Genomic DNA, 23,443 nt, shown 5'->3' with positions numbered 1-23,443 from the left:
GTCGTGCCTTGTGGCGCTCGGGCCGCGGGGTCGGGTGTGGCTTGTGGCGCTCGCACGGCGCGGGCCGCACATCGACACGGCCCCGCACCCCTGAGGGCGTTGTCCGCAGGTCTCTTCAGAGTGCCGGCCGCTCCAGCGGTACCCCCGCCGTGCCTCGCGGGTGGATGAAGTGCCAGGTCTCGTAGGCCAGTCGGCGCCGGACCCAGCGGGCGGAGAGCGTGGCGACGGCGAGGATCAGGCCGAGCGCGACGACGGCGCGCGGCACGCCCTCGACGGTCTCGGCGAGATCGACGAGCCGGCTGACCGGGTCCGGGCCGGAGGGCCCGCGTAGGCGAAGGTGATGAAGGTGGCGTGCGCGAGCGGGGTGAACAGCGCGGTGAAGCCGGTCCAGCGGTGTCAGGCGGTCAGCCGGTCCGTGCCGATCGGCGGTCGAACCAGGGCAGCCGGGCCACCAGCGGCAGCTGGAACGCGTGCTGAGCCCGTGCGCGGGGCGGGCGGCCGGCTGATCCCGGGCGCGGTGCGGGACCCGCCGGCCGGCGCGCGGCCCGGTCAGTCCGTGTGGAGCGCGCGGCCCAGGGTGTCGACGGCGGTCCTGATGGCCAGTTCGGCGCCGTGCGTGCCGCGCAGGGCTTCGAGCATCACGAAGTCGTGGATGACGCCGAGGACCCGCAGCGAGGTGACGGGGACTTCGGCGGCACGGAGTTTCGCGGCGTAGGCCTCGCCCTCGTCGCGCAGCACGTCGGCCTCGGCGGTGATCACGAGGGCCGGGGGCAGGCCGGTGAGCTGTTCGGTGGTGGCGCGCAGCGGGGAGGCGGTGATCTCGGCCCGCTGGGACTCCTCGGTCGTGTACTGGTCCCAGAACCACTTCATGGCGTCGCGGCGCAGGAAGTAACCCTCGGCGAACTGGTGGTACGAGGGGGTCTCGAAGGCGGCGTCGGTGACCGGGTAGAACAGCACCTGCGCGACCAGCGGGACGTCTCCGCGCTCCTTGGCCATCAGGGTGAGCGCGGCCGACATGTTGCCGCCGACGGAGTCACCGGCCACGGCGATCCGGGTGGGGTCCAGGTCGTGCCGGGCGCCCTCCCGCACGACCCACCGGGCGACGGCGTAGTTCTGCTCGACGGCGACGGGGTAGCGGGCCTCGGGCGAGCGGTCGTACTCGGGGAAGACCACGGCCGCGCGGGCGCCGACGGCGAGTTCGCGCACCAGCCGGTCGTGGGTGTGGGCGTTGCCGAACACCCAGCCGGCACCGTGGATGTAGAGGATCACCGGGAGTGGGCCGGAGCTGCCGGCCGGGCGCACGACGCGGGCGCGGACGGTGCCGGTGGGGCCGCCCTCGACGGTCACCCAGGCCTCGTCGACCTCCGGCTTGGCGATCTCGCCGGACTGCACGTCGTCGACGGCCTTGCGGCCCTCTTCCACCGGGATCTCGTAGAGGAAGGGGTGGTCGGCGGTGGCGGCGGCGAACTGCGCGGCGGCGGGTTCGAGCACGGGCTCGGTGGACTGCGTGTCGGACATGGCTTGCCTTTCGTCGGTGCGCGGTGCGGCCGCCGCGAAGGGACGGCCCACCGCGAACGTACGAGCCGTCCGGCCCGAAATGTGTGCAGCACGCGCCCGGTGGCTGCCCGGCAGTGAACTTCTCACCCGCCGGGGCGGTGCGTCCGCTGCGGCCGGTGGGCCTCGCGCCAGGCCCGGGGGACATGCCATAGGCGGCCTTGAAGGCGCGGCTGAAGTGGGAGACGGACTTGACGCCCCAGCGGTGGGCCGGCGCGGGGACGGTGTGCGTGCTCCGCGGCACCCGGGACAGTTCGCGCCGGCAGGCGTCGAGGCGGTGGGTGCGCACCCACTCGCCGAAGCCGATACCGCGGGCGACCTGTTCCCTGACGGTCTGTCGCAGGGCGTCGGCGCGCACGATGAGCGGCACACCGTGGGTGGCCCGGTTCGTGGTCATCGGTACCGAGCGGCAGGCCGAACGGCACGGGCGGCAGGGTCGTCCCGCCGTCCGCGTCGATCACCTCGGGCGGCAGACGCCCGGCGCCGACCAGGGTGATCTGGCCGCGTGCGGGGTCGACGCGGGCGATCGGACGGGTCGCGGGGCGGTGGTCCGGGTCGCCCGAGACGATCTCGTCGGGCTGACGCGGCACCCGGTGCGGGGGCAGGCCGGCGGAGGCGTTGGAGCGCGGCGACGGCGTGGTGGGGTGCTGTCGCGGGCAGAACAGTCTGTGGTGGCGCATGCCGGTTTCGGGCCACGCGGTGGTTCCACCGGCCGCGGCCGGACGTCCCCGCCCACCACCCCGGCCCCGCCGTACCCGCTGCCCACCACCCCCATCCCCATCCCCTGCCTGCCTCTGCCCCTGCCCCTGCCCCTGCCCCTGCCGCACCCACTGCCCCGCACACCACCGCATGCCCCCGCCGCGCACCACCGACCGCCGACCCCAGTCGCGCCGCACACCACCGCCAGCCCCCGCCACACCCGCTGCCCACCACCCCCGTCCACCGCGGGCCACCACGTCGCCCATCCGCCCGCGCCCCTTTCGCTGCGCGACACCGTGGCGTCATGCCGGGCGGGGACCTTTCGGTCGTCCCCCTCCCCAGGTGCTCTCCCCCAGGTGCGCCTCCCCCGCCCCGTTGCCTTCGTCCGCCCCGCGTTCCGCACGGGCGTGACGCGGAAGGACGACGTACGCCGTGACCCTGCCGCTCACCGGGCTTCCCCACGCCCTCCCCGCCCCCGTCCGCCCGCCCGCCGCCGCCCGCGCCCTGCGCCTCACGCTGAGTCTGCTGCCCCTGCTCCTGATCGCCGCGTGGGCGGTGGTCGACCGGCACGCCGTGCGCGACGGCACGGCACGGCTGGCCGCCGCCGACCCCGGCTGGCTGCTGGTCGCGTCACTGTTCACCTGCCTCGGCTGGGTCGCCGCCGCCTGCGTCCGCCAGGGCGCCGTGCCGGAACGCCTGCCGCCCGGCCTGCTGCTGGCCTCGCAGTTCGCCGCGGGCGCCGCGAACCATGTCCTGCCGGCCTCCCTGGGCGCGCACGCCGTGACCCTGCGCTTTCTGCGGAAGCGCGGCGTCCCGCTGGCCCGCGCGACCGCCTCGCTCACCCTGTACTCCCTGGTCCGGCCCATCGCGAAGACCTTCGTGCTGCTGGTCTTCGTGCTGGTCGCCCCGGACCTGCTGCGGTTCGGCGACCTCGTCCCGGACAGCTGGGCGCTGCTGCTGACCGCGGGCGGCACGCTGGCCGGGCTCGCGGCGGCCGGGGTGGTCGTCGCGGTCGTACGCCCGCTGCGCCGCCCGGTGCTCCGCTTCCTGCACACCGCCCTGACCGACGCGCGGCTGCTGCACTCCAGGCCGAGCCGGTACCTGCCGCTGTGGGGCGGAGCCGCCGCCACACCCCTGCTCCAGGGCAGTGTGATCGCCTGCGTCGGGTTCGCGCTGGGCCTGCCGCTGTCGTGGGCCCAGGTGGTGCTGGCCCTGCTGGTGGCGAGCACGGCGGTGGGTGCCGTGCCCGCGCCCGGCGGCATCGGTCCCGTGGACGCGGCCCTCGTCTTCACCATGGCCGCGTTCGGCGCCCCGGTCCCTCTGGCCACGGCGACCGTGATCGGCTACCGCGTCCTCACGGTCTGGATCCCCCTCCTGCCGGGCGCCCTCGTCCTGTCGGCCCTGGTCCAGCGCAAGGTGTTGTGAGGTCCGCCCGGCTGGCCGATCCCGCCGGGCCGATCCTGCCGGGCCCCTCACCGACCGGCCCGGTCCTGCCGAGCCGGGCATGAGCCGGGCCTGCCAGGCCGGTGCCGAGCCGGGCCTGCCGGACCTGAGCCGGGCCTGCCGAGCCAGTCCTTCCGGGCCCGATCCTGCCGAGCACTCACCGACCGGCCGATCCTGCCGGGCCGGGCCTGCCGAGCCGGTGCCGAGCCGGTGCCGAGCCAGCCTGCCAGGCCTGCCAGCCCCGCCGGACCCGCCGGACCCGCCGGACCTGCCGGACCTGAGCCGAACTACCGACCCGCTCCTGTCCGGCCGCCGCGACCCGGCCGATCACCGACCGGCCCGGCCCTGCCCTGCCCGCTCCTGCCCTGCCCCCACGAACCCCGGCCCCAGCGTGTCCACCCGCGGCCCCGCCGCCACCGCCCGTACGGCCACCGCCGCGGCATGGCCGTCCCCCACCGGCAGCCCGTGGACGCTCCAGCCCTCCGGGGCGGGCTCCGCCCCCGTCCCGCCGAGGTAGTCGGCGTCGAGGGCGCGACCGAGGCCCGTGCCCAGGCCCTTGAGGTAGGCCTCCTTGCGCGCCCAGATCCGGGCGAACACCGCCGGGGCGAAGGCGCCCTCGGCGATCTCCCGGCGCTCCCGGGGGTGCAGGACACTCGTGAGGCCGGGGACGTCCGCGGCGGCCGGATACGGTTCGACGTCCACGCCGACCGGGTGCGCGGCCATCGCGATCAGCACCCAGTCACCGCCGTGCGAGAGCGAGAAATGCGGTGCGCCGGGCACCCCGAGCACGGCGGGCCTGCCGTGCGGCGCGCCGCAGCACGGGCAGGCCTGCCGGAAGTAGGCCACCTCGGCGGGCTCGACCCCGAGGCGTGTCCCGAGCAGCCGCCGCAGCGCGACATGCGCGGCCCCGTAGCGCACCCGGTCCTCGGCGCGGCGCAGCCGTTCCAGCCGGCCGCGTTCCTCGGCGTCGAGTTCCCGCGGATCGACGGCGGCCTCGTCGAGCGCGCCGACCCGCAGCGACCACAGATCGACGGCGGCTCCCGTCGGGGCACCGCCGAGCGGTGTCGTCATCGCCGCAGCCCGACGTCCACGATCTTGCAGACCTCGGCCAGCCGGTCCTCGGCGTCGAAGTAGAAGTGCCCGCCGTCCAGGACGTGTGCCTCGAACGCCCCGTCCGTCTCCGTACGCCAGGACCGCATCGACTCGGCCGGTACATGCGGGTCGGTGTCCCCGACGAGGGTGACGACCGGGCAGCGCAGCGGAGCGCCGGGCCGGTAGGTGTACCTGCCGAGCAGAGCGATGTCCGCGCGCAGCCAAGACAGGGCGAGCCGGATCATCTCCGGGTACTGCAACAGCTCTTGGGCGAGTCCGCCGAGCAACTGGAGTTCGGTGACGAGTTCTTCGTCGTCGGTGTCGGCCAGCCTGGCCGCCAGGTCGGCCGGTTGGGCTGCCGAGGGCGCCTGCCGGGCGGAGACGAACAGGGCCGCGGGGCCGTGTTCCTCCCGCTCCAGCCGCCGCGCGGTCTCGAAGGCGAGCACGGTCCCCATGCTGTGCCCGAACAGCCCGAACGGCCTGCCGTCGCCGAGCGCGGACAGCAGTTCGTCCCAGGTGCCCGTGAGGATCTCCGCCACCTCCCGGGCCGCGGGCTCCGCGATGCGTTCCTGCCGGCCGGGGTACTGCACGACCAGCACCTCGGTCCCCGTGCTGCCCAGGGACCGGGCCAGCGCGCGGTAGTAGCTCGCCGAACCCCCGGCGTGCGGAAAGCAGATCAGTCGCTGCCGGGGCTCGGCGAGCGAAAGGTAACGCCGTATCCACGCACCCGAGGACGCCATGTCCGCGCCCTCAGTCCTCGTCCGCTGCCAGCTTCAGGGAGATCGAGTTGATGCAGTACCGCTGGTCCGTGGGCGTGGGATACCCCTCCCCCTCGAACACGTGGCCGAGGTGCGATCCGCAGCGGGCACACCGCACCTCGGTGCGGAGCATCCCGTGCGAGCGGTCCTCGATCAGTTCGACCGCGTCCGTGTCGCGCGGGTCGTAGAAGCTCGGCCAGCCGCAGTGGGAGTCGAACTTCGTGGCGGAGGTGAACAGTTCGGCGCCACAGGCGCGACAGGAGTAGACGCCCTTGGTCTTGGTGTCGGTGTACTCACCGGTGAACGCGGGCTCGGTGGCGGCCTGCCGCAGCACGGCGTACTCGGCCGGGCTCAGCTCCGCGCGCCACTGCTCGTCCGGCTTCTCGACGTCGTACGACATGAGCCCTCATTCCTCACTCTGACAGGGAGAGACGGTCCAGGATGCGCGGGCCGAGGTCGGTGACGTCGCCCGCTCCCATGGTGAGAACGAGATCGCCCGCCTTCGCCATTCCCGCGACGACCGCGGGCACCTCGGCCTTGTCGTGCACCGCGGTGACGTCCGCGCCCGCCGCCCGCGCGGCCTCGATGATCAGCTCGCTGGTCACACCGGGGATCGGGTCCTCACGGGCCGGGTAGATGTCGAGGACCACGGAGGCGTCGGCGAGCGCCAGCGACGCGCCCATCTCCTTGCCGAGTTCCTGGGTGCGCGAGAACAGGTGGGGCTGGAAGACGACCAGGATGCGCGCGTCACCGGCGGCCGCCCGCATCGCCTCCAGGTCCGCGGTCATCTCGGTCGGGTGGTGGGCGTAGGAGTCGATCACCTGCACCCCGGCCGCCTCGCCCTTGAGCTGGAGGCGGCGCTTCACGCCGGTGTACGCGGCGAGCGCCGGGGCGAGCTCGGCGGCCGGGACGCCGAGCGCCACGCCCGCGGCGAGGGCGGCGACGGCGTTGTGGGCGTAGTGCCGGCCGGGCACGGAGACCGTGAAGGTCAGCTCCTCGCCGTCCAGCACCACGGTCACCTCGCTCCTGAGGCCCTGCGGCACGACCGACAGCACGCGGACGTCCGCGTCCCGCGCCTCGCCGTACGTCACCGTGCGCACCGAACCGTCGAGCCGCCGGGTCAGCTCCCGCGCGCCCTCGTGGTCGGCGTTGATCACCAGCGTCCCGCCGGGCACGATACGGGCGGCGAAGGTCTGGAAGGACTCGTAGATCTCGTCCATGGACGCGTAGTTGGCGTGGTGGTCGAGCTCGACGTTGAGGACGATCGCGACCTCGGGCGCGTACTTGTGGAAGCTGCGGTCGCTTTCGTCCGCCTCGGCGACGAAGATCTCGCCCGTGCCGTGCAGGGCGTTGGAGCCGGGCGCGTCCAGGTCGCCGCCGATCGCGTACGAGGGCTCGCGGCCCAGCGTGGTCAGCGACACCGCCAGCATCGACGTGGTGGTCGTCTTGCCATGGGTGCCCGCCACCGCGATCGGCCGCAGGCCGTCCATCAGCGCCGCGAGCGCGTCGGAGCGGTGCACCACCGGGATGCCCAGCTCCGCCGCGCGGGCCAGCTCCGGGTTGTCCGCGCGGATCGCCGAGGACACCACGACACAGCTCGCGTCGTCGGCCAGATGGCCCGCCGCGTGCCCGATGTGCACGGTGGCCCCGAGCTCCCGCAGCGCCTGCGCGGTCTCCGACTCCTTGGCGTCGCTGCCCGCCACCCGGGCCCCCCGCTGCGCCAGGATCTTCGCGATCCCCGACATCCCGGCCCCGCCGATGCCGATGAAGTGCGGTCGGTCCATGGCGGTAGGGATGCCGGGTGCCACGTGGTCTCCAAACGAGCGGTACGTACGAGAATGAAGCGACCCCACCCTATTGCCTACGCCGCGAGCACCCACCCAGGGGCGTGGCGCGATCCGCGACCGGACCGCACGGGCACGAAGGGCCTCCGCGGCCGACGCGCACGGGCACGAGGGGCCTCCGCGGCTGAACCGCGCGGGCGCCAGCGGCCTCCGCGACCGGACTGTACGGGCGCGAGCGGCGCCTCCGCGACCGGACCGCACGGGCACAAGCAGCCTCCACGGCCGACGCGCACCAGGCACGAAGGGCCTCCGCGACCGGACCGCACGGGCACAAGCAGCCTCCGCGGCCGGACCGCACCGGCACAAGCGGCCTCCGCGACCGGACCGCGCGGGCACGAGGGGCCTCCACCGCCGGACCCGCACGGGCACAAGCAGCCTCCACGACCGGACCGCACGGGACTGGGCGGCACCGGACGACCCGCACCCGGCGAGGCGCCCGCCCCCCGCACATCTATGCCTTGCTGTGCGAGAACAGCTTCAGCACCGGCACTCCCACCTTGTGCCGGGCCCGGGAGGCCCAGTCCCGGTGGAAGAACTCCTCCACGTAGTGGGGATCGGTCAGCACGATGACCTCGTCGGCCCCGACCTCCCCCACCAGCCCCTTCAGCGCGTCCAGCGGATGGTCATCGACGAGCCGCCCCTCCGCCGGGGCCCCGGCGGCGCGCAGCGCCGCGAGCGAGACCTCCAGCGCCTTCTCGCCGACGGTCATCGCCTCGTCCCCCTCCGGCGTGTCCCCCTCCCGCACCGCATCGTCCAGCTCACCGAGGGCGATGTCGTCGATGGCCCGCAGCAGCCGGTCCGCCTGCTCGCCGCGCGGCTGGAGGAGTACGTGGAAGGAGACCTGCTCCTCCCCGTGCAAGGTCGTGACGAACTCCACGTCGGCGGACGTCAGGGCCTTCTCGATCATCAAAACGCTTGTGAACACCGGCGCCCCTTCTTGTTCGAGGGCCTGTGGGCCCTCCGTCCTGCGTGGGCCGTGCGAGGCCCTGCGGAAACCATCCTGCCCCGTGATCGCACGGGTACTGCCGGTCCTAGTGTGCCCAGCGGAAGCTAAACGGAACGGTAGATTCCGTTGATTTCACGACCGACGGTAGCGAGCGAACAGGAACCCGGCCTCTTCCAGCAGGGACACGAGTTCGAAGCGGCTCGGTACGCCGACCGAGGGGCCGCCCGCGATGCGCTGCGCGTCACCCGCGGTGAGCATCGGGGAGATCGTCAGACACAGCTCGTCGAGCACCCCGGCCGCGATGAGCTGCCCCAGCAGCCGGGGGCCGCCCTCGGTGAGGATCCGGGTGTACCCGAGCCCGGCCAGCGCCTCCACCGCCCGCGCGGGCTCCACCCCGGGCCCGTCCCCGGCGATCAGCACCCGCGCCCCGGCCCGCTCGGCGGCCGCCACCCGGTCGGCCGGAGCCGCGGCGCCGGTCAGCACGACCGTGGGGACCAGCGGCGAGGTGAACAGCGGCAGGGAGAAGTCGAGGCCGAGGCTCGCGGAGACCACGGCGACCGCGGGCGCGGGCCCCTGCCCGGCGGCCTCGCGCCGCGCCGCGAACTCCGCACGCGCGCGTGCCGGGCGGTAACCCTCCTGGCGTACCGTTTCAGCACCGACCAGGACCACATCGGCCAGCGCCCGCAGCGTGCCGAAGATCCGCATGTCGGCCGCGCAGGAGATGGACTGGGAGCGGCCCCCGTGCTGTGCGGCGCCGTCGAGCGTGGAGACCATGTTGCCGCGCACCCACACCCGCGGCCCCCCGGGCCCGGTCTCCGGAAAGCCGTAGGCCGTGGCCAGCTCGGCGAGGCTCCACTCGCGCTCGACGTCGCGGCCGGTCAGGTCCGCGTCGGCGCCGGAGGCGGACCCGGTGTCCGCGGCCCGGTCGGCCGCACCATGGGTCCCGGGAGCCCCGGGCCCCTCGGAACCACCCCCCTCACCGTGGGCCCCAGGAGTCCCCCGCGGGGCCGGGGCTGCTGTTTCGTCGGTCACAGGGAACAGGCGTCGCATGCCAGGCAGTGTTCCACGCGGCATAAGCTGGGGAACCGTGTCGTCCTCCACCACCGCCTCCGGCGTCGACCCGATAGCCGACGCGGCCCCGCTGTCCCTGTGCGCCCGCGAGCCGCACGTCCCCGCGGACCGGCTCGTCGCCGAGATGGTGCCGCCGCCGCGGTTCGACTCGGTGCGCTTCAGCACGTACATACCGGACCCGAACCAGCCCAGCCAGACCGAGGCCGTCCAGGTACTGGAGAGCTTCGCGGCCGGGCTGGGCGGCGCGCACGCCACCGGCGCCGGCAGGCGCGGCTTCCTGGGCTTGGGCCGGGCGAAGGCCCCCAAGACCCCGGCCTGCCCGCGCGGGGTCTACCTGGACGGCGGCTACGGCGTCGGCAAGACCCATCTGCTGGCCTCCCTGTGGCACGCCACCCCGGCCGAACCGTCCCTGAAGGCGTTCGGCACCTTCGTGGAGCTGACCAACCTGGTCGGCGCCCTCGGCTTCCAGCAGACGGTCCAGACCCTGTCCGGGCACCGTCTGCTGTGCATCGACGAGTTCGAGCTGGACGACCCGGGCGACACCGTCCTGGTCTCCACCTTGCTGGGCAAGCTGGTCGACGCGGGCGTCGCGCTCGCCGCCACCTCGAACACCCTGCCGGGCAAGCTCGGCGAGGGCCGCTTCGCGGCGGCCGACTTCCTGCGCGAGATCCAGGGACTGTCGGCCCACTTCCGCGCCCTGCGCATCGACGGCGAGGACTACCGCCACCGCGGCCTGCCCGAGGCCCCGAAGCCGTACTCCGACGAGCAGGTCACCAAGGCCGCCTACGCCACCCCGGGCGCCTCGCTCGACGACTTCCCGCATCTGCTGGACCATCTCGCCCGCGTCCACCCCAGCCGCTACGGCGCGCTGACCGATGGCCTGAAGGCGGTGTGTCTGACGGGGGTGACGCCGATCCCGGACCAGTCGACGGCGCTGCGGCTGGTCGTCCTGGCCGACCGGCTCTACGACCGCGAGGTGCCGATGCTGGCCTCCGGACTCCCCTTCGATCAGCTGTTCAGCGAGGAGATGCTGAAGGGCGGCTACCGCAAGAAGTACTTCAGGGCCATCTCGCGCCTCACCGCGCTGGCCCGTGACGCCAAGCGGCTCGTGGAGTCCTGACCTCATAAAGTCTCCCGCGTCAAGCACGCGTTCACGCCATACACCCGCATATCGGCATCCGTTTCCAGCCGGAACCAGCGCGTTGACCCTGCAAATGACTTTGCGGGGTTAACGTGTTTCTTGACCAGCTGTTGACCAATCATTGGGGCGCTCCATACGCGTTCCCAGCCGCTCCACGCCGATCCCTGCGGTCCCCGGCGATCCCGGCGGACCCCACGGCCTGACAGCCGGAGAGCAGAGCGCCCCCACCACTCTGTCCTGTCCGTCCGACGCGCCCTCCGGCGCGCCAGGAGGAATCGCCCTATGCAACCCCTCATCGACAACGCCCGCAGGTTCGGACAGCGCCCTGAGGAGTTCGCCGGACTGGCCGCGGGCCAGTCCCCCACCGTCCTGTTCATCACCTGCTCCGACTCCCGGGTCGTACCGGCCCTGATCACCGGAGCCGGCCCCGGTGAGCTGTTCGAACTGCGCACCGCGGGCAACATCGTCCCGCCCCACGACCCGGCCCGCCCCAGCGCCGAGGCGGCCACCATCGAATACGCGGTCGACGTGCTCGGCGTCCAGGACGTCGTCGTCTGCGGCCACTCGCACTGCGGGGCCGTAGGAGCCCTGGTGCGCGGCGACGACCTCGACGCGGTGCCCGCCGTGCGCGACTGGCTGGCGCAGGCCGCGGGCGACCGCGACCGAGGTCAGGACCGCCAGATGCGGGACGACCCCACGGTCGCCGACGCCGTGCAGCACCACGTCCTCGCCCAGTTGCTGCGCCTGCGCTCCTACCCGTGTGTGCACAGAGCGCTGACCGAGGACCGGCTGCGTGTCCACGGCTGGTACTACGAGGTGCACACCGGTGCGGTGCGCGAACACCGTTCCGAGACCGACGCGTTCGAAGCCCTGTGAGGGATCCGATGCCCAGGTTCCCGCACTTGAGGCAGGACTTCACCGCGTCGCTCGTGGTGTTCCTCGTCGCCCTGCCGTTATGTGTCGGCGTGGCCGTCGCCTCCGGAGTCCCGGCCGAACTCGGCCTGGTCACCGGCATCGTGGGCGGCCTCGTCACCGGCGTGCTGCGTGGCAGCAGCCTTCAGGTGTCCGGCCCCGCCGCCGGACTGACCGTGCTGGTCTTCGAGGCCGTCTCCGACTACGGCCTCGCCGTGCTCGCGGTGATGGTGCTGGCGACCGGCCTGTTGCAGATGCTCATGGGCGCGCTGAGACTCGGCCGCTGGTTCCGCGCGATCTCCGTCTCCGTCGTCGAGGGAATGCTGGCCGGAATCGGACTGGTGCTCATCGCCGGACAGTTGTACGCGGTCGCGGACGCCGAGGCCCCGGCCTCCGGCGTGGCGAAGATAGCGGGTGTGCCCGGAGCGCTGATCGACGGCTTCCGGGACACCGAGGCGCTCGCCTCCCTGCTCCTCGGCACGGGCACCATCGCCGTGCTGGTGCTGTGGCGCCGGCTGCCGCAGCGGGTGCGCGCGGTGCCGGGGCCGCTCGCCGCGGTCGGCCTGGCGACCCTGGCCGCCCTCGTCCTCGACCTGCCGGTGGCCACCGTGGAGGTGCGCGGGCTGTTCGACTCGATCGCCCTGCCCTCCCTGGGCACCCTGGGCGAGCTGGCCGACCCCGGTGTGCTCGCCACGATCGTCGCGTTCACCATGATCGCCTCCGCGGAGTCGCTGTTCAGCGCGGCCGCCGTGGACCGGCTGCACACGGGGCCGCGCACCGAGTACGACAGGGAACTGGTGGCGCAGGGCGCGGGCAACACCGTCAGCGGTCTCCTCGGCGCGCTGCCGATGACCGCCGTGATCGTGCGCAGCGCGGCCAACGTCCAGGCGGGCGCGCGCACCAAGGCGTCCCGCGTGCTGCACGGCCTGTGGCTGCTGCTGTTCGCCGCGCTGCTCCCGGAGGCCCTGGCGTACATCCCCATCCCCGCGCTCGCGGGCATCCTCATCCACGCCGGAGCCAGGCTGATCCCGCTGCGCGCGATCGTGGCGCTGTGGCGCGAGCACCGGGGCGAGGCCGTGATCCTCGCGGTCACGGCGCTGGCGATCGTCGCGGTCAGCATGTTCGAGGGCGTGCTCATCGGGCTGGGCCTGGCCGTGGTCAAGACGGCGTGGGAGGCCTCGCACATCCGCCTGGACGTCGTCGACAAGGGGGCGGGCCCGGTCCAGGCCTACCTGTCGGGCAACGCGACCTTCCTGCGGCTGCCGAAGATCCTCGACAGCCTGGAGGCCCTGCCGAAGGACCGCCCGGTGGAGCTGGACCTGTCGGGCCTGCACCACCTGGACCACGCCTTCCGTACGGCACTGGAGGGCTGGGCCGAACGGCACAGTTCGGCGGGCACGGAACCGGTGAAGGTCACCGCGTCCCGGGGTTCGGCGACGGTGACCGCGCCGTAGAGCCCGGTGTCCGTCGCCCCGCCCCGGCACCGGACCCGGGCGACGGACACCGGTCCTCCACGCAGACACCCCGGCCCACGGATCCCGACGCACCGCCATGGGCACCGTCCGGTGCCCGGTCCACGGCCGCTCATGGCCCCGGACCGGGCACCGGGCATATCGTGACAGGAGTGAGAAAAACGGGCCTCTGGACGAGGAGGTCGTCATGCTCCAGGAGCTGCTCGCGGTGCTCGCGGGAGTCGGCGCGGCCGGGCTGGTGTACTTCGCGGCGGCGGCACGGGTGGTCAAGCAGTACGAGCGCGGGGTGGTCTTCCGGCTCGGGCGGCTGCGCGGGAAGGCCCGCGACCCGGGACTGACGCTGATCGTGCCCGCCGTGGACCGGATCCGCCGGGTCAACCTCCAGATCGTCACGATGCCGGTGCCGGCCCAGGAGGGCATCACCCGCGACAACGTCACCGTGCGGGTCGACGCGGTCGTGTACTTCAAGGTCGTGGACGCGGCCGCCGCGATCGTCAACGTCGAGGACTACCGGTTCGCCGTCTCGCAGATGGCGCAGACCTCGCTGCGGTCGATCATCGGCAAGAGTGATCTGGACGATCTGCTGTCCAACCGCGAGAAGCTCAACGAGGGCCTGGAGCTGATGATCGACAGCCCGGCCATCGGCTGGGGTGTGCAGATCGACCGCGTCGAGATCAAGGACGTGTCGCTGCCGGAGTCGATGAAGCGCTCGATGGCCCGGCAGGCCGAGGCCGACCGGGAGCGCAGGGCCCGGGTCATCAACGCCGACGCCGAGCTCCAGGCCTCGAAGAAGCTGGCCGAGGCCGCGAAGCAGATGTCCGAGACACCGGCCGCCCTCCAACTGAGGCTGCTCCAGACGGTGGTGGCCGTGGCCGCGGAGAAGAACTCCACGCTGGTGCTGCCGTTCCCGGTGGAGCTGCTGCGCTTCCTGGAGCGGGCCCAGCAGCCTCCGCCGGACCAGTGACAGCGGCGACGCGCGTAGTTCCCGCACGGCGCAACCGGTGGTACACACGCTTGGTCAGTCCTGTCCGCCAACAGGAAGGCCACACCATGTCCATGACTCGTCGTCAGGCTCTGGCCCGAACCGGAGCCGCGGGAGTCGGCATCGCCTTCACCGGCGCCCTCTCGGAACTCTTCGCCGGCACGGCCGCCGCCCGCGGCCTGGGACGGCACGGCTACGGCCCGCTGCTGCCCGACCCGCAGGGCCTGCTCGATCTGCCGGAAGGTTTCCGCTACCGGGTGCTCTCCCGCGAGGGCGAGCCGCTGCGCTCCGGCGAGGGCGCGGTGCCCTCCCATCACGACGGCATGACCGCCCTGTCCGGCCGAGGCGGTCGCGTCCATCTCGTCCGCAACCACGAGAACCGCGTCACCGCCGCGATCGGCGTCCCCACCGTCCCGGGCCTGACCTACGACCCGGCCGCCAAGGGCGGCTGCACCGCGCTGACGCTCGGCTCCCGCGGCCAGGTGCTGGCCGAGCGGGTGGCCATCGCCGGCACGGCCGTCAACTGCGCGGGCGGCCCCACCCCCTGGCACACCTGGCTGACCTGCGAGGAGACCGAGGACAGGGCGGGCGCCAACGGGTACGCCAAGGACCACGGCTTCATCTTCGAGGTGGACCCCGCCGACCCGCACCGCAGCGGCGCGGTCCCCCTGAAGGCCATGGGCCGCTTCCAGCACGAGGCGATCGCCGTCGACCCGCGCCACGGCATCGTCTATGAGACCGAGGACGCCTTCGACAAGCCGTTCGGCCTGTTCTACCGCTTCCTGCCGGACAGGCCGCTCGGCGGCCTCGGCTCGCTGCGCGCCGGAGGCCGGCTCCAGGCGCTGCGCGTGCCGGGCGTGCCCGACCTGTCGGTGATCCAGGAGGCGGGCACCCGCTTCACGGGGGTCGAGTGGGTGGACGTCCCCGACCCGCTGGCCGCCGGGACGCCGATCCGGTTCCAGGACTTCGGCCGCCGCGGCATCACCCACGCGCAGAAGCTGGAGGGCTGCTACTGGGGCGGCCGCTCCGTCTACTTCGTGTCGTCCTTCGCGCGCCGCGCCGCCGGTTCGGGCGCCGACCACTACGGCCAGGTCTGGCGCTACGACCCTGCCCACCACCGCCTCACCCTGGTGATCGTCTTCGGCCCGGACACGGACGTCCAGCTGCCCGGCGAGTCACCCGACAACATCTGCCTGTCCCCCGCCGGCGGCCTGATGGTCTGCGAGGACGGCAGCGGCGCCCAGCACGTCTTCGGCGTCAACCGGCGCGGCGACGTCTACGCCATGGCCCGCAACCGCCAGAACATCGGCACCCCGGAGGCTCCCGAGTGGGGCGAGTTCGCCGGGGTCACCTTCTCCCCGGACTGGCGCACGATGTACCTCAACTGCTACGACCCCGGCACGACCTTCGCCGTGAACGGCCCCTGGCGCCGCTGACGGCCCCTGGCGCCGCTGACGGTCACCGGCCGGCGGGCGGGCCCGGCCGGGTGAGTCGGGCCGGCCGGGTGAGTCGGGCCGGCACCGCGCGCACGGGCGGCGTGGATGATCCGATTTACCGGATTGATCCTCTTACGTTCGTACGGTGATCCCCTCCGTGCGCCGCGGCCGGCGCTTCACCGCCGTCGGTGCGCTCTCCTTGGCCCTCGCCGCGTGCGGCGCCCCCGGGGCGCCGCACAGCGCGTCCGGGGCGGCGCGTCCGGCCCTCTCCGCCGCGCCGTCCCGGCCGCCCACGCTGGCGCCGGGCCCGGCGGGCCTGACGCCCGTCTTCCGCAACGGCCCCCGCGCCAGGGGCAGGACGGTCGCGCTGACCTTCGACGCCGACATGACCGCGGGGCAGGGCGACCGTGCCGCCGCGGGGGAACGCTTCGACAACCCCTCGCTGATCGCCGCTCTGCGCACGCTCCAGGTGCCCGCGACCGTGTTCATGACCGGCCGGTGGGCCGAGCAGTACCCGGACCAGGCCCGTGCCATCGGCCGCGACCCGCTGTTCGAGGTCGCCAACCACTCCTACAGCCACTACGCCTTCACGGGCGACTGCTACGGCCTGCCCGACCTGCCCGCCGCCCGGATGCGGGCCGACGTCGAGCGGGCGTACGCCGCCTTCCGCGCGGCGGGGATCCCGGACGCCATGCCCTACTTCCGTTTCCCCGGGGGCTGTTACGACCGGGCGGCCCTGCGGGCGCTGGCCCCCGCCGGTGTCACCGCCGTGCAGTGGGACGTGGTCGGCGGGGACGCGTTCGCGACGGACTCCGGGGCGGTGGCCCGGCAGGTGCTGGACGGGGTGCGGCCGGGGTCCGTCGTCGTGCTGCACTGCACGCGCAGCGCGGCCCCGGCCACCGAGCGGGCGGTGCGCGCGGTCGTCCCCGAGCTGCGGCGGCGGGGCTACCGCTTCGTGAAGGTGTCCGAGCTGCTCACCGCCGTGGCCGGACATCCCTCATCCTGAGCACGCCGTGCGCTCGGCCTCCCGCCATTCGCAGACCGGGCACAGCGTGATGCCCTTGTACGTCTCCGGGTACTCGGTCGGTTCCCGGCAGAGCACGCAGTCGGCGTACGGAGGGCCGTCCGCCTTCGGGGGCCTGGTGGCGTCGATCAGGCAGTAGTCGTCGTCGCTCATGGTTCCAGCGTAGGGCGGCGCGGGGCCGGGCGGGGCGGGGCGGCCGTGAGGTGCGGTCGATCGCGCCCCGCGACGGGTTGGCACACTGGTGCGGTGACCAGTGAGAGCCCCTTCCGTTCCCAGGCCGGTCCCCGTGATCTGGCCCCGCAGTTCGTGCTGCCCCTCGTCGTACGCGTCGAGCGGGGTGATCCGCCGGCCCGCACGGACGCGCTGGAGACGGCGGCGCGCGCGGTGCTCACGATCCTCGGCGACGCGCGGTCGGTGGGCGAGGGGGAGTGGGCGCAGGCCGTGCGGGACTGGCAGGACGCCCGTATCCGCAAGGTCGTGCGGCGGGCCCGGGGCGCGGAGTGGCGGCGGGCCGAGGCGCTGGACGGGATCACGGTGACGGGGAAGGCGGCCCAGGTACGGGTGTTCCCGCCGGTGCCGCTGGACGGCTGGCCGAAGGACCTCGCGCGGCTCCAGGTGTCGGGGACCGACCTGGACGATCCCGGGGCCCCGGCCGCGGCGGACAGGGGCGCGCCCGTGCTGTGGATGAACCCCGGGGTGGAGATGTCGGCCGGCAAGGCGATGGCCCAGGCCGGGCACGGCGCCCAGCTCGCCTGGTGGGAGCTGTCCGACGAGGAGCGCGCCGCCTGGCGCGAGGCCGGCTTCCCGCTCTGCGTGCGCACCGCCGACCCGGCCCGCTGGAGTGAACTGACCGCGAGCGGGCTGCCGCTGGTCCGCGACGCGGGCTTCACGGAGATCGCGCCGGGCAGTTGCACGGTCGTGGCGGAGGGCGGCAGCCACTTCGGCTCCCGGCTGCGCCTGCCGTAGCCGGGGGCGGGGCTGCCGGTGGCCGTACCGAATCACCGGGCGCGCGGTTGAACACTCCCGGGACACCGTCCGTATCTCCTGTCGCTGGCCGAGCAGCAACTGCCCCAGCGACCAGTCGGTTTCCCCGGGAGGCTTCCTTTGCGGCGTATCAACGGTACGGCGTTCATCATCGCGGCCCTCGTCGCCACCGTCGGCGCGCTGGCCTTCCCCGTGTGGTCGTACGCGGACCGCTCGGGGACCGGTCCCGCGAACCTGGCGGCCGGGACGGTGAACACACGGTGGGGGCCGCTGACGGCGTCCGACCGCGATCTGATCGTGCGGGTGCGGCTGGCGGGGCTGTGGGAGCTGCCGGCCGGTCAGCAGGCCATCGAGCGGGCCCCGAGCCAGGCGATCAAGGAGGCGGGCGACCACCTCATCGTCGGGCACACGGATCTGGACAAGCGGGTGCGGATCGTGGCGGCGCAGCTCGGGGTCGAGCTGCCCAACCAGCCCAACGAGCAGCAGCAGGGGTGGCTGCAGGAGATGACGGCGGCGACGGGCGCGGAGTACGAGTACAAGTTCGTGAACCTCCTGCGGGCCGCGCACGGCAAGATCTTCCCGGCCATCGGCGCGGTGCGGAACAGCACCCGCAACACGCTGGTGCGTCAGCTCGCCTCCGACGCCAACCAGACCGTCCTCGACCACATCACGATCCTGGAGAAGACCGGCAGGGTCGACTTCGACGCCATCGCCAACGACATGGTCATCGGCACGACGGCGTCCCCGACGGGGCCTCCGCCGCCGGTGCCGGGGCAGCCGGTGCCGTCGGCGCCCGCCGCCGGGCCGAACGGTGACATCCGGACCACGTCGCGGCCCTCGCCTGGCGCGCCGGGCACGGTGAACACGGGCCGGCCGGACCCGGTGGACTCCGAGGGTGTCCTGGGCTGAGGCCCGCGAACCTCAAGTGTTGCTCTGAAGGTGCCCGCGGCGGGGTTCGGGCCCCGGCCGCGGGGCCATACCCCCCACACACACGCCGGACACATCGGCCTGCACGAAGAACGACGGGGGAGGGACCATGGAGCGACTGGGGACGGGGATCGGCTGGCGGCCGGAGATCGCGGACGCCGTGGAGGCGATGCCGGGCATCGACTGGGTCGAGGTCGTCGCCGAGAACGTCTGTCCCGGGCATCTGCCCGAGTCCCTGCTGCGGCTGCGCGAGCGCGGGGTGACCGTCGTCCCGCACGGGGTGGCGCTCGGCCTCGGCGGCGCGGACCGGCCGGACGAGGGGCGGCTGACCGCGCTCGCCGAGCGGGTGGAGGCGCTGGGCTCGCCGCTGGTCACCGAGCACATCGCGTTCGTCCGCGCGGGCGGGCCGCTGACGGCGTCCCCGCGCCTGGAGGCCGGGCACCTGCTGCCCGTGCCGCGCACCCGGGACGCCCTCGACGTGCTGTGCGAGAACATCCGCATCGCCCAGGACGCGCTGCCCGTGCCGCTGGCCGTCGAGAACATCGCCGCGCTGATCGGCTGGCCGGGCGAGGAGCTGACCGAGGGCCAGTTCCTGTACGAGCTGGCCGACCGCACCGGCGTACATCTGCTGATCGACGTGGCGAACCTGCACACCAACCACGTCAACCGCGGCGAGGACCCGGCCAAGGCGCTCGCCGAACTCCCACTCGAAGCCATCGCCTACGTGCATGTCGCGGGCGGCTTCGAGCGCGACGGCGTCTGGCACGACAGCCACGCCCACCCGGTCCCCCGCCCCGTCCTGGACATCCTGGAGGACCTCGCCTCCCGCGTCCGTCCGCCGGGCGTCCTGCTGGAGCGCGACGAGAACTTCCCCGAGCCGGCGGAGCTGGAACGGGAGCTGGCGTCGATCCGGGGTGCGGTGGAGGCGGGACGTTCGGTACGGGAGTCGGCCGGGAGCGCGGGCCCCGGTGCCGAGGACCTGACCGCCCGCCCCGAGGCTTCGGACCACAGCCCCGACCACGGCTCCGGCCGCGGCCCCGCCCCCGACGAGGCAGCCCGCCAGCGCCTCGGGCTCGCGCAGGCGGCCCTGCTGTCGGCGCTGGTGGCCGGGACCCCCGTGCCCGAGGGGTTCGACCGGGCGCGGCTGCGCGTGCAGGCGCGGGCGCTGGCCGCGAAGCGGGCGGAGGTGGTGGCGAAGGTGGCGCCGGAGCTGCCGGAGATCCTGGGGCGCGGATTCCGGGCCGCGTTCCTCGGCTACGCCCAGCGGCACCCCATGACCGGCGGCTACCGGCACGACGCCCTGGCCTTCGCCGAGCACCTGCTGCACGACGGCGAGGTCGGCGGCGCCCGCGCGCGGCGGGAGCTGCGCACCTGGTGGCTCGACCGCTCGGGCCCGACCCCGCGGCACCGGCCGCACACCCGCCTGGCCCGGGCCACGCGCAAGGTGCTGCTGCGCCGATGACGGGGGCTCCTTCGCCCCGGGCTGGTATGTGCCGGGGCTAACACCCCTGCCATCGCGCCCGTTTCACCCGTCTCCGCCCGCTTTGCCGTCGCGCCGACGTCCCTGTTCGCTCCGCGATGCCCGAGTTGCAAGACTTCGTCCCCGTACGGAAGTTGGCGTGGGGCCCGCAGTAATATGCCAACCCCTCACCAGAATCCCCGCACCAGAAACGTACTAGCGTGCGGTGCCGCAACAGGAGGCACCTTGCGACCGCGACCACCCATCTCCGGCAGAGGTGTGTTCAACGGCACCGGGCTCATCGTCGCGGGCCTGACCGCGACACTGCTGGCCCTGATCTTCCCGCTCTGGTCGTACGCCGACCGCTCGGGCACCGGCCCCGACGTGCTCGACGACCAGTCGGTGCCGACCCGGTTCGGCCCGCTCTCCGCGCTGGACCGGGAGTTCGTCACCAAGGTCCGCCTCGCGGGTCTGTGGGAGCTGCCGGCCGGTCAGCTGGCGCAGGAGAAGGGCACCACCCAGGCTGTGCGCACCGCGGGGCGGCATCTGGTCGACGGCCATGTGTTCCTCGACGACCGGGTGCGTGACGTCGCCCGCCGGCTCGGCCTGGAGCTGCCCAACGAGCCCAACGAGCAGCAGCGGGCCTGGCTCGGCACGCTCGACGCGGCGCAGGGCACCACGTACGACCGGGAGTTCGCCAACATCCTGCGGCTCGCGCACGGCAGGGTCTTCGGCGTGGTCGCCCAGGTCCGCGCGAGCACCCGCAACTCTCTGGTGCGCGGGCTCGCCGACGACGCCAACGCGACCGTGCTGGACCACATCAAGGTCCTGGAGGCCACGGGGTACGTCGACTTCGACCAGCTGGCCCGCGACATGGCGGCCACGAGCACCCCGCCGATCACCAACTCCCCCGCCCCGCCGGGCCCGGCCACCGACCCGGCGCCCGCCGTGCCGATGACCCCGCCGCCCTCGCCGAGCTACGCGCTGCCGCCCGCGGCGACCAGCCCGCCCGGGCCGAGGGAGTCGTAGGACACCGGGAAACGGAACGTCACATACCCACCACGCCGCGTCCGGATAGTGAACGGGGCATGGCGCTTCCCTGGTCCTTGGCATAGAAACACGGCATGTTCTGGGTCCTCTTCCTCCTGTTGGCCTGGGCCGCCGCGGGCCTCGCGTGCACCCGGCTGTGTCTGGCCGCGGTACGCGCCGCGACCATGGAAGCGAGAGCCGCGCGCGCGGGCGGGGACCATGAGCTGACTCTCTACGAGGCGGCGTTCCTGTCCGGCGGCCCCCGCCGGGTCGCCGATCTCACCCTGGTGTCGATGGCCCGCCAGCGCCGGCTGGTGCTCGCCCACACCGGCTGGGCGACCGTGGTCGACCCGCGGGGGCGCGACGAGATGGAACGCTCGGTGATCGGGGCGATCGGCCCGCAGGGCCAGTCCCGGATAGCGCCGGTCCGCGCCGCCGCGGCCGCCGCCGACTCGGTGCGCGCACTGTCCGAACGCCTGGTCGGCGCCGGGCTCGCGGTGCCCGACGAGGGCCGCTCCACCGTCGCCTCCGCCGTGCGTCAGGTGTGGGCCGCCGTCGTGGCGGTGCCGGTGCTCGGCACGGCCGCGCTGCTGCTGCCCGTACCGGCGGACATGCCGCGCCATCTGATGGCGCTGTGGTTCGCGCTCCCGCTCGCCCTCGCCCTCGGCTGTCTGGCGATGGCCCGGTTCGAGGCGCACCCCTACTCGCGCTGGGCCTCCCCCGCCGGGCAGCGCCTGCTCGGCGCGCTGGCCCGGCACGCCGGCGGCCACGGCGACCGGGCCTTCCTGACCTCCGTCGCGATGCGCGGGGTCCAGGCGATCGGCGAACCGGATCTGCGGGCGGCCTTCGAACACCGCGAGCAGTTCCTGGAGCGTCACCGCGACCAGGACGGGTGACGGCGCGCACCCGTACGGGGCGCACAGGGGGCATTGGGGCCGACACCGGGCCAGTGGTGCTTGCCTTGCCCCACCGCCGAACGAACCATCCCTTGTGTCGCCGCCGTGCATCGAAGGGATCCGCGATGAGAGCTGCCGTCCGTCACTCGGCCGCCGGAACGTCGGCCGCCGCGCTGCTGCTGACCACCCTCGCCGCGGCCCCGGCCGGCGGCACACCCGGCGGGCCCGGCGTCTTTGGACCGCTCTCCCGCCCGGCGGCCGAACTGCGCGGCACCGCCGTCGCCGCCGCCCGCGCGGGCTCGGCCGGCATCGAGTTCGGCAGGTGCTCCGAGGCACAGGACATGCCCGGCAGCATGCAGTGCGGCACGGTCTCCGTGCCGCTCGACTACGCCCAGCCCGACGGCAGGCAGATCAAGCTCACCGTCAGCCGGGTCCGGGCCACCCATCGCGACCCGTACAACAGCAAGCGCAAGGTGCCCCGCCAGGGCGCCCTGGTCTACAACCCGGGCGGTCCCGGCGCCTCCGGCTTCCACTTCCCGCTGATCGGCCTGCTGCCGGAGTGGAAGCGCCTCGCCGCCGCCTACGACCTCGTCGGCTACGCCCCGCGCGGCGTCGGCCGCTCCGCGCCGCTGTCCTGCCAGGACCCGAAGGGGTACTTCAAGGGGCCCTCGCCGGCCCCGACCCATCCCTCGGAGTCGTACAAGCGCGAGCGCATCGCCCAGGCCAAGGCGTACGCGCGCGGCTGCGCCGAACGGAGCGGCAGCGCCCTGCGGCACTTCCACTCCCTCAACAACGCCCGTGACCTGGACGTCCTGCGTGCCGCCCTCGGCGAGAGCCGGCTGACCTTCATGGGCGCCTCCTACGGCACCTACTTCGGGGCGCTGTACGCGACGCTGTTCCCCTCGCACGTGCGGCGGATGGTGTTCGACTCCCCGGTGAACCCCGACCCCGAGCGGATCTGGTACCGCAACAACCTCGCCCAGTCGGTCGCGTTCGAGGACCGCTGGGCGGACTTCCGGGAGTGGATCGCCCGGCACGACGAGGTGTACCGCCTCGGGAACACCCCCGCGAAGGTGCTGCGCAGCTACGAGCGGGCCCGCGCCGGGCTGGCCGCGGAGCCCGCGGGCGGCAAGGTGGGGCCGGGCCAGTTGCAGGGGGCCTTCCTCCAGGCCGGCTACTACGACGACTACTGGCCGCTGCGGGCCGAGGCGCTGTCGGCGTACCTCAAGGGCGATCCGCAGCTGCTGGTCGACGTGGCCGGGCCGGTTCCGGAGGCGGCCGGGGAGGCGGAGAACACGGCCGCGGTGTACTCGGCCGTGGAGTGCAACGACGCGCCCTGGCCGCGGGACTGGAAGGTGTGGGACCGGGACAACACACGGCTGGCCCGGGTGGCGCCGTTCGAGACGTGGGACAACGTCTGGGCGAATCTGCCCTGCGCGTACTGGCCCGCGCCGCAGCAGCGGGCCCTGGATGTGCGGACCGGGCCCGGTGAGCTGCCGCCGCTGCTGATCCTCGCCGCCGAGCGGGACGCGGCCGCGCCCTACGAGGGGGCGCTGGAGCTGCACCGGCGGCTGGCCGGGTCGGTGCTGGTGACCGAGCGGGACGCGGGCTCCCACGGGGTGGCCGGGGGGTCGAACCCGTGTGTGAACGCCCATCTGGAGGCGTACCTGCTTCAGGGGCGGGTGCCGTCGCGGCGCGCCGCCTGCGAGGGACGCCCGGAGCCGGTGCCGTCCGGGTGAGGAAGGCGGCCGTGGGGTGCCGGGCGACGCGTGAT

21 protein-coding genes and 3 pseudogenes are annotated in these 23,443 nt (G+C 73.9%); 13 read left to right on the top strand and 11 right to left on the bottom strand.

Going from position 1 to position 23,443, the window contains the following annotated elements; translation table 11 throughout:
* Nucleotides 1–160 precede the first annotated feature (160 nt).
* From ABZZ79_RS08510 to ABZZ79_RS08495, 4 genes and pseudogenes are all read right to left on the bottom strand, one after another.
* Nucleotides 161–470 (bottom strand): annotated as a pseudogene (locus tag ABZZ79_RS08510) (ferric reductase-like transmembrane domain-containing protein); the annotation flags it as partial.
* Between the two features lie 79 nt (nt 471–549).
* Entirely contained in the window at nt 550–1,518 is a 969-nt protein-coding gene (locus ABZZ79_RS08505; protein WP_356687848.1) for an alpha/beta hydrolase, read from the bottom strand.
* Between the two features lie 181 nt (nt 1,519–1,699).
* Nucleotides 1,700–1,951, bottom strand: a pseudogene (locus tag ABZZ79_RS08500) (helix-turn-helix domain-containing protein); the annotation flags it as partial.
* 4 nt (nt 1,952–1,955) lie between these two features.
* Nucleotides 1,956–2,234: pseudogene (locus tag ABZZ79_RS08495) on the bottom strand (SpoIIE family protein phosphatase); the annotation flags it as partial.
* A gap of 457 nt (nt 2,235–2,691) precedes the next feature.
* Here ABZZ79_RS08495 and ABZZ79_RS08490 point away from each other — a divergent pair.
* The gene (locus ABZZ79_RS08490; RefSeq protein WP_356688266.1) at nt 2,692–3,678 is read left to right on the top strand and encodes a lysylphosphatidylglycerol synthase transmembrane domain-containing protein; all 987 of its coding nucleotides are present in this window, start codon (nt 2,692–2,694) and stop codon (nt 3,676–3,678) included.
* 345 nt (nt 3,679–4,023) lie between these two features.
* On the opposite strand, the gene ABZZ79_RS08485 is transcribed toward ABZZ79_RS08490, so the two are convergent.
* The 6 genes from ABZZ79_RS08485 to ABZZ79_RS08460 form a co-directional block, all read right to left on the bottom strand.
* A complete protein-coding gene (locus tag ABZZ79_RS08485) occupies nt 4,024–4,767 on the bottom strand; it encodes a 4'-phosphopantetheinyl transferase superfamily protein (RefSeq protein WP_356687846.1) in 744 nt (247 codons plus the stop codon).
* Nucleotides 4,764–5,528, bottom strand: coding sequence for an alpha/beta fold hydrolase (locus ABZZ79_RS08480; RefSeq protein ID WP_356687844.1), 765 nt, complete (start codon nt 5,526–5,528; stop codon nt 4,764–4,766). Before ABZZ79_RS08480 ends, ABZZ79_RS08485 begins: the two co-directional genes overlap by 4 nt.
* A 10-nt stretch (nt 5,529–5,538) precedes the next feature.
* On the bottom strand, nt 5,539–5,946 hold the full coding sequence (gene msrB / locus ABZZ79_RS08475) for a peptide-methionine (R)-S-oxide reductase MsrB (protein WP_356687842.1): 408 nt from the start codon (nt 5,944–5,946) through the stop codon (nt 5,539–5,541).
* 13 nt (nt 5,947–5,959) lie between these two features.
* Complete coding sequence (gene murC, locus ABZZ79_RS08470; RefSeq protein WP_356687840.1) at nt 5,960–7,354, bottom strand: UDP-N-acetylmuramate--L-alanine ligase; 1,395 nt, start codon at nt 7,352–7,354, stop codon at nt 5,960–5,962.
* A gap of 487 nt (nt 7,355–7,841) precedes the next feature.
* Complete coding sequence (locus ABZZ79_RS08465; protein ID WP_356687839.1) at nt 7,842–8,297, bottom strand: indole-3-glycerol phosphate synthase; 456 nt, start codon at nt 8,295–8,297, stop codon at nt 7,842–7,844.
* A 171-nt stretch (nt 8,298–8,468) separates the two neighbouring features.
* Complete coding sequence (locus ABZZ79_RS08460) at nt 8,469–9,386, bottom strand: pyrimidine reductase family protein (RefSeq protein ID WP_356687837.1); 918 nt, start codon at nt 9,384–9,386, stop codon at nt 8,469–8,471.
* Between the two features lie 37 nt (nt 9,387–9,423).
* Between ABZZ79_RS08460 and zapE the strand changes: the two genes are divergently transcribed.
* From zapE to ABZZ79_RS08430, 6 genes are all read left to right on the top strand, one after another.
* Nucleotides 9,424–10,527, top strand: a complete 1,104-nt coding sequence (gene zapE, locus ABZZ79_RS08455) for a cell division protein ZapE (protein ID WP_356687835.1) — start codon at nt 9,424–9,426, stop codon at nt 10,525–10,527.
* A 303-nt stretch (nt 10,528–10,830) separates the two neighbouring features.
* The gene (locus ABZZ79_RS08450) at nt 10,831–11,424 is read left to right on the top strand and encodes a carbonic anhydrase (RefSeq protein WP_356687833.1); all 594 of its coding nucleotides are present in this window, start codon (nt 10,831–10,833) and stop codon (nt 11,422–11,424) included.
* An 8-nt stretch (nt 11,425–11,432) separates the two neighbouring features.
* The gene (locus ABZZ79_RS08445) at nt 11,433–12,914 is read left to right on the top strand and encodes a SulP family inorganic anion transporter (protein WP_356687830.1); all 1,482 of its coding nucleotides are present in this window, start codon (nt 11,433–11,435) and stop codon (nt 12,912–12,914) included.
* A 205-nt stretch (nt 12,915–13,119) separates the two neighbouring features.
* Nucleotides 13,120–13,896 (top strand): slipin family protein, encoded by a 777-nt coding sequence (locus ABZZ79_RS08440; protein WP_356687828.1) that lies wholly within the window; start codon nt 13,120–13,122, stop codon nt 13,894–13,896.
* A gap of 86 nt (nt 13,897–13,982) precedes the next feature.
* Entirely contained in the window at nt 13,983–15,350 is a 1,368-nt protein-coding gene (locus tag ABZZ79_RS08435) for an alkaline phosphatase PhoX (RefSeq protein ID WP_356687826.1), read from the top strand.
* A 145-nt stretch (nt 15,351–15,495) separates the two neighbouring features.
* Complete coding sequence (locus ABZZ79_RS08430) at nt 15,496–16,356, top strand: polysaccharide deacetylase family protein (RefSeq protein ID WP_356687824.1); 861 nt, start codon at nt 15,496–15,498, stop codon at nt 16,354–16,356.
* On the opposite strand, the gene ABZZ79_RS08425 is transcribed toward ABZZ79_RS08430, so the two are convergent.
* Nucleotides 16,348–16,527 carry a hypothetical protein gene (locus ABZZ79_RS08425; RefSeq protein WP_356687822.1) on the bottom strand — a complete coding sequence of 60 codons (180 nt, stop codon included), beginning with the start codon at nt 16,525–16,527 and terminating at the stop codon, nt 16,348–16,350. The genes ABZZ79_RS08430 and ABZZ79_RS08425 overlap by 9 nt on opposite strands.
* A gap of 93 nt (nt 16,528–16,620) precedes the next feature.
* Here ABZZ79_RS08425 and ABZZ79_RS08420 point away from each other — a divergent pair, with 93 nt between their 5' ends.
* The 6 genes from ABZZ79_RS08420 to ABZZ79_RS08395 all read left to right on the top strand — a co-directional run bounded on the left by ABZZ79_RS08420 (nt 16,621) and on the right by ABZZ79_RS08395 (nt 23,408).
* A complete protein-coding gene (locus ABZZ79_RS08420) occupies nt 16,621–17,340 on the top strand; it encodes a peptidyl-tRNA hydrolase (protein ID WP_356687820.1) in 720 nt (239 codons plus the stop codon).
* A 138-nt stretch (nt 17,341–17,478) separates the two neighbouring features.
* The gene (locus ABZZ79_RS08415) at nt 17,479–18,267 is read left to right on the top strand and encodes a DUF4142 domain-containing protein (protein WP_356687818.1); all 789 of its coding nucleotides are present in this window, start codon (nt 17,479–17,481) and stop codon (nt 18,265–18,267) included.
* A 127-nt stretch (nt 18,268–18,394) separates the two neighbouring features.
* A complete protein-coding gene (locus tag ABZZ79_RS08410; protein WP_356687816.1) occupies nt 18,395–19,747 on the top strand; it encodes a DUF692 domain-containing protein in 1,353 nt (450 codons plus the stop codon).
* A 243-nt stretch (nt 19,748–19,990) separates the two neighbouring features.
* Nucleotides 19,991–20,773, top strand: coding sequence for a DUF4142 domain-containing protein (locus ABZZ79_RS08405; protein WP_356687814.1), 783 nt, complete (start codon nt 19,991–19,993; stop codon nt 20,771–20,773).
* Between the two features lie 95 nt (nt 20,774–20,868).
* Nucleotides 20,869–21,669 (top strand): TIGR04222 domain-containing membrane protein, encoded by an 801-nt coding sequence (locus ABZZ79_RS08400; RefSeq protein ID WP_356687812.1) that lies wholly within the window; start codon nt 20,869–20,871, stop codon nt 21,667–21,669.
* Nucleotides 21,670–21,794: 125 nt separating this feature from the next.
* Nucleotides 21,795–23,408, top strand: a complete 1,614-nt coding sequence (locus tag ABZZ79_RS08395) for an alpha/beta hydrolase (RefSeq protein ID WP_356687810.1) — start codon at nt 21,795–21,797, stop codon at nt 23,406–23,408.
* The last annotated feature ends 35 nt before the right edge of the window (nt 23,409–23,443 follow it).

Source organism: Streptomyces sp. NPDC006458 (assembly GCF_040612135.1).
Lineage (GTDB): Bacteria > Actinomycetota > Actinomycetes > Streptomycetales > Streptomycetaceae > Streptomyces.
The sequence above is the reverse complement of the archived record's forward strand: the minus strand, read 5'-3'. Positions and strand labels throughout refer to the sequence as shown.

Bases quoted from the DNA above. Each gene is read 5' to 3' on its own strand.
- ABZZ79_RS08505 (WP_356687848.1), bottom strand. From the start codon at position 1,518: ATGTCCGACACGCAGTCCACCGAGCCCGTGCTCGAACCCGCCGCCGCG.
- ABZZ79_RS08485 (WP_356687846.1), bottom strand. From the start codon at position 4,767: ATGACGACACCGCTCGGCGGTGCCCCGACGGGAGCCGCCGTCGATCTG.
- ABZZ79_RS08480 (WP_356687844.1), bottom strand. From the start codon at position 5,528: ATGGCGTCCTCGGGTGCGTGGATACGGCGTTACCTTTCGCTCGCCGAG.
- msrB (WP_356687842.1), bottom strand. From the start codon at position 5,946: ATGTCGTACGACGTCGAGAAGCCGGACGAGCAGTGGCGCGCGGAGCTG.
- ABZZ79_RS08465 (WP_356687839.1), bottom strand. From the start codon at position 8,297: ATGATCGAGAAGGCCCTGACGTCCGCCGACGTGGAGTTCGTCACGACC.
- ABZZ79_RS08460 (WP_356687837.1), bottom strand. From the start codon at position 9,386: ATGCGACGCCTGTTCCCTGTGACCGACGAAACAGCAGCCCCGGCCCCG.
- ABZZ79_RS08450 (WP_356687833.1), top strand. From the start codon at position 10,831: ATGCAACCCCTCATCGACAACGCCCGCAGGTTCGGACAGCGCCCTGAG.
- ABZZ79_RS08445 (WP_356687830.1), top strand. From the start codon at position 11,433: ATGCCCAGGTTCCCGCACTTGAGGCAGGACTTCACCGCGTCGCTCGTG.
- ABZZ79_RS08440 (WP_356687828.1), top strand. From the start codon at position 13,120: ATGCTCCAGGAGCTGCTCGCGGTGCTCGCGGGAGTCGGCGCGGCCGGG.
- ABZZ79_RS08435 (WP_356687826.1), top strand. From the start codon at position 13,983: ATGTCCATGACTCGTCGTCAGGCTCTGGCCCGAACCGGAGCCGCGGGA.
- ABZZ79_RS08425 (WP_356687822.1), bottom strand. From the start codon at position 16,527: ATGAGCGACGACGACTACTGCCTGATCGACGCCACCAGGCCCCCGAAG.
- ABZZ79_RS08410 (WP_356687816.1), top strand. From the start codon at position 18,395: ATGGAGCGACTGGGGACGGGGATCGGCTGGCGGCCGGAGATCGCGGAC.
- ABZZ79_RS08400 (WP_356687812.1), top strand. From the start codon at position 20,869: ATGTTCTGGGTCCTCTTCCTCCTGTTGGCCTGGGCCGCCGCGGGCCTC.
- ABZZ79_RS08395 (WP_356687810.1), top strand. From the start codon at position 21,795: ATGAGAGCTGCCGTCCGTCACTCGGCCGCCGGAACGTCGGCCGCCGCG.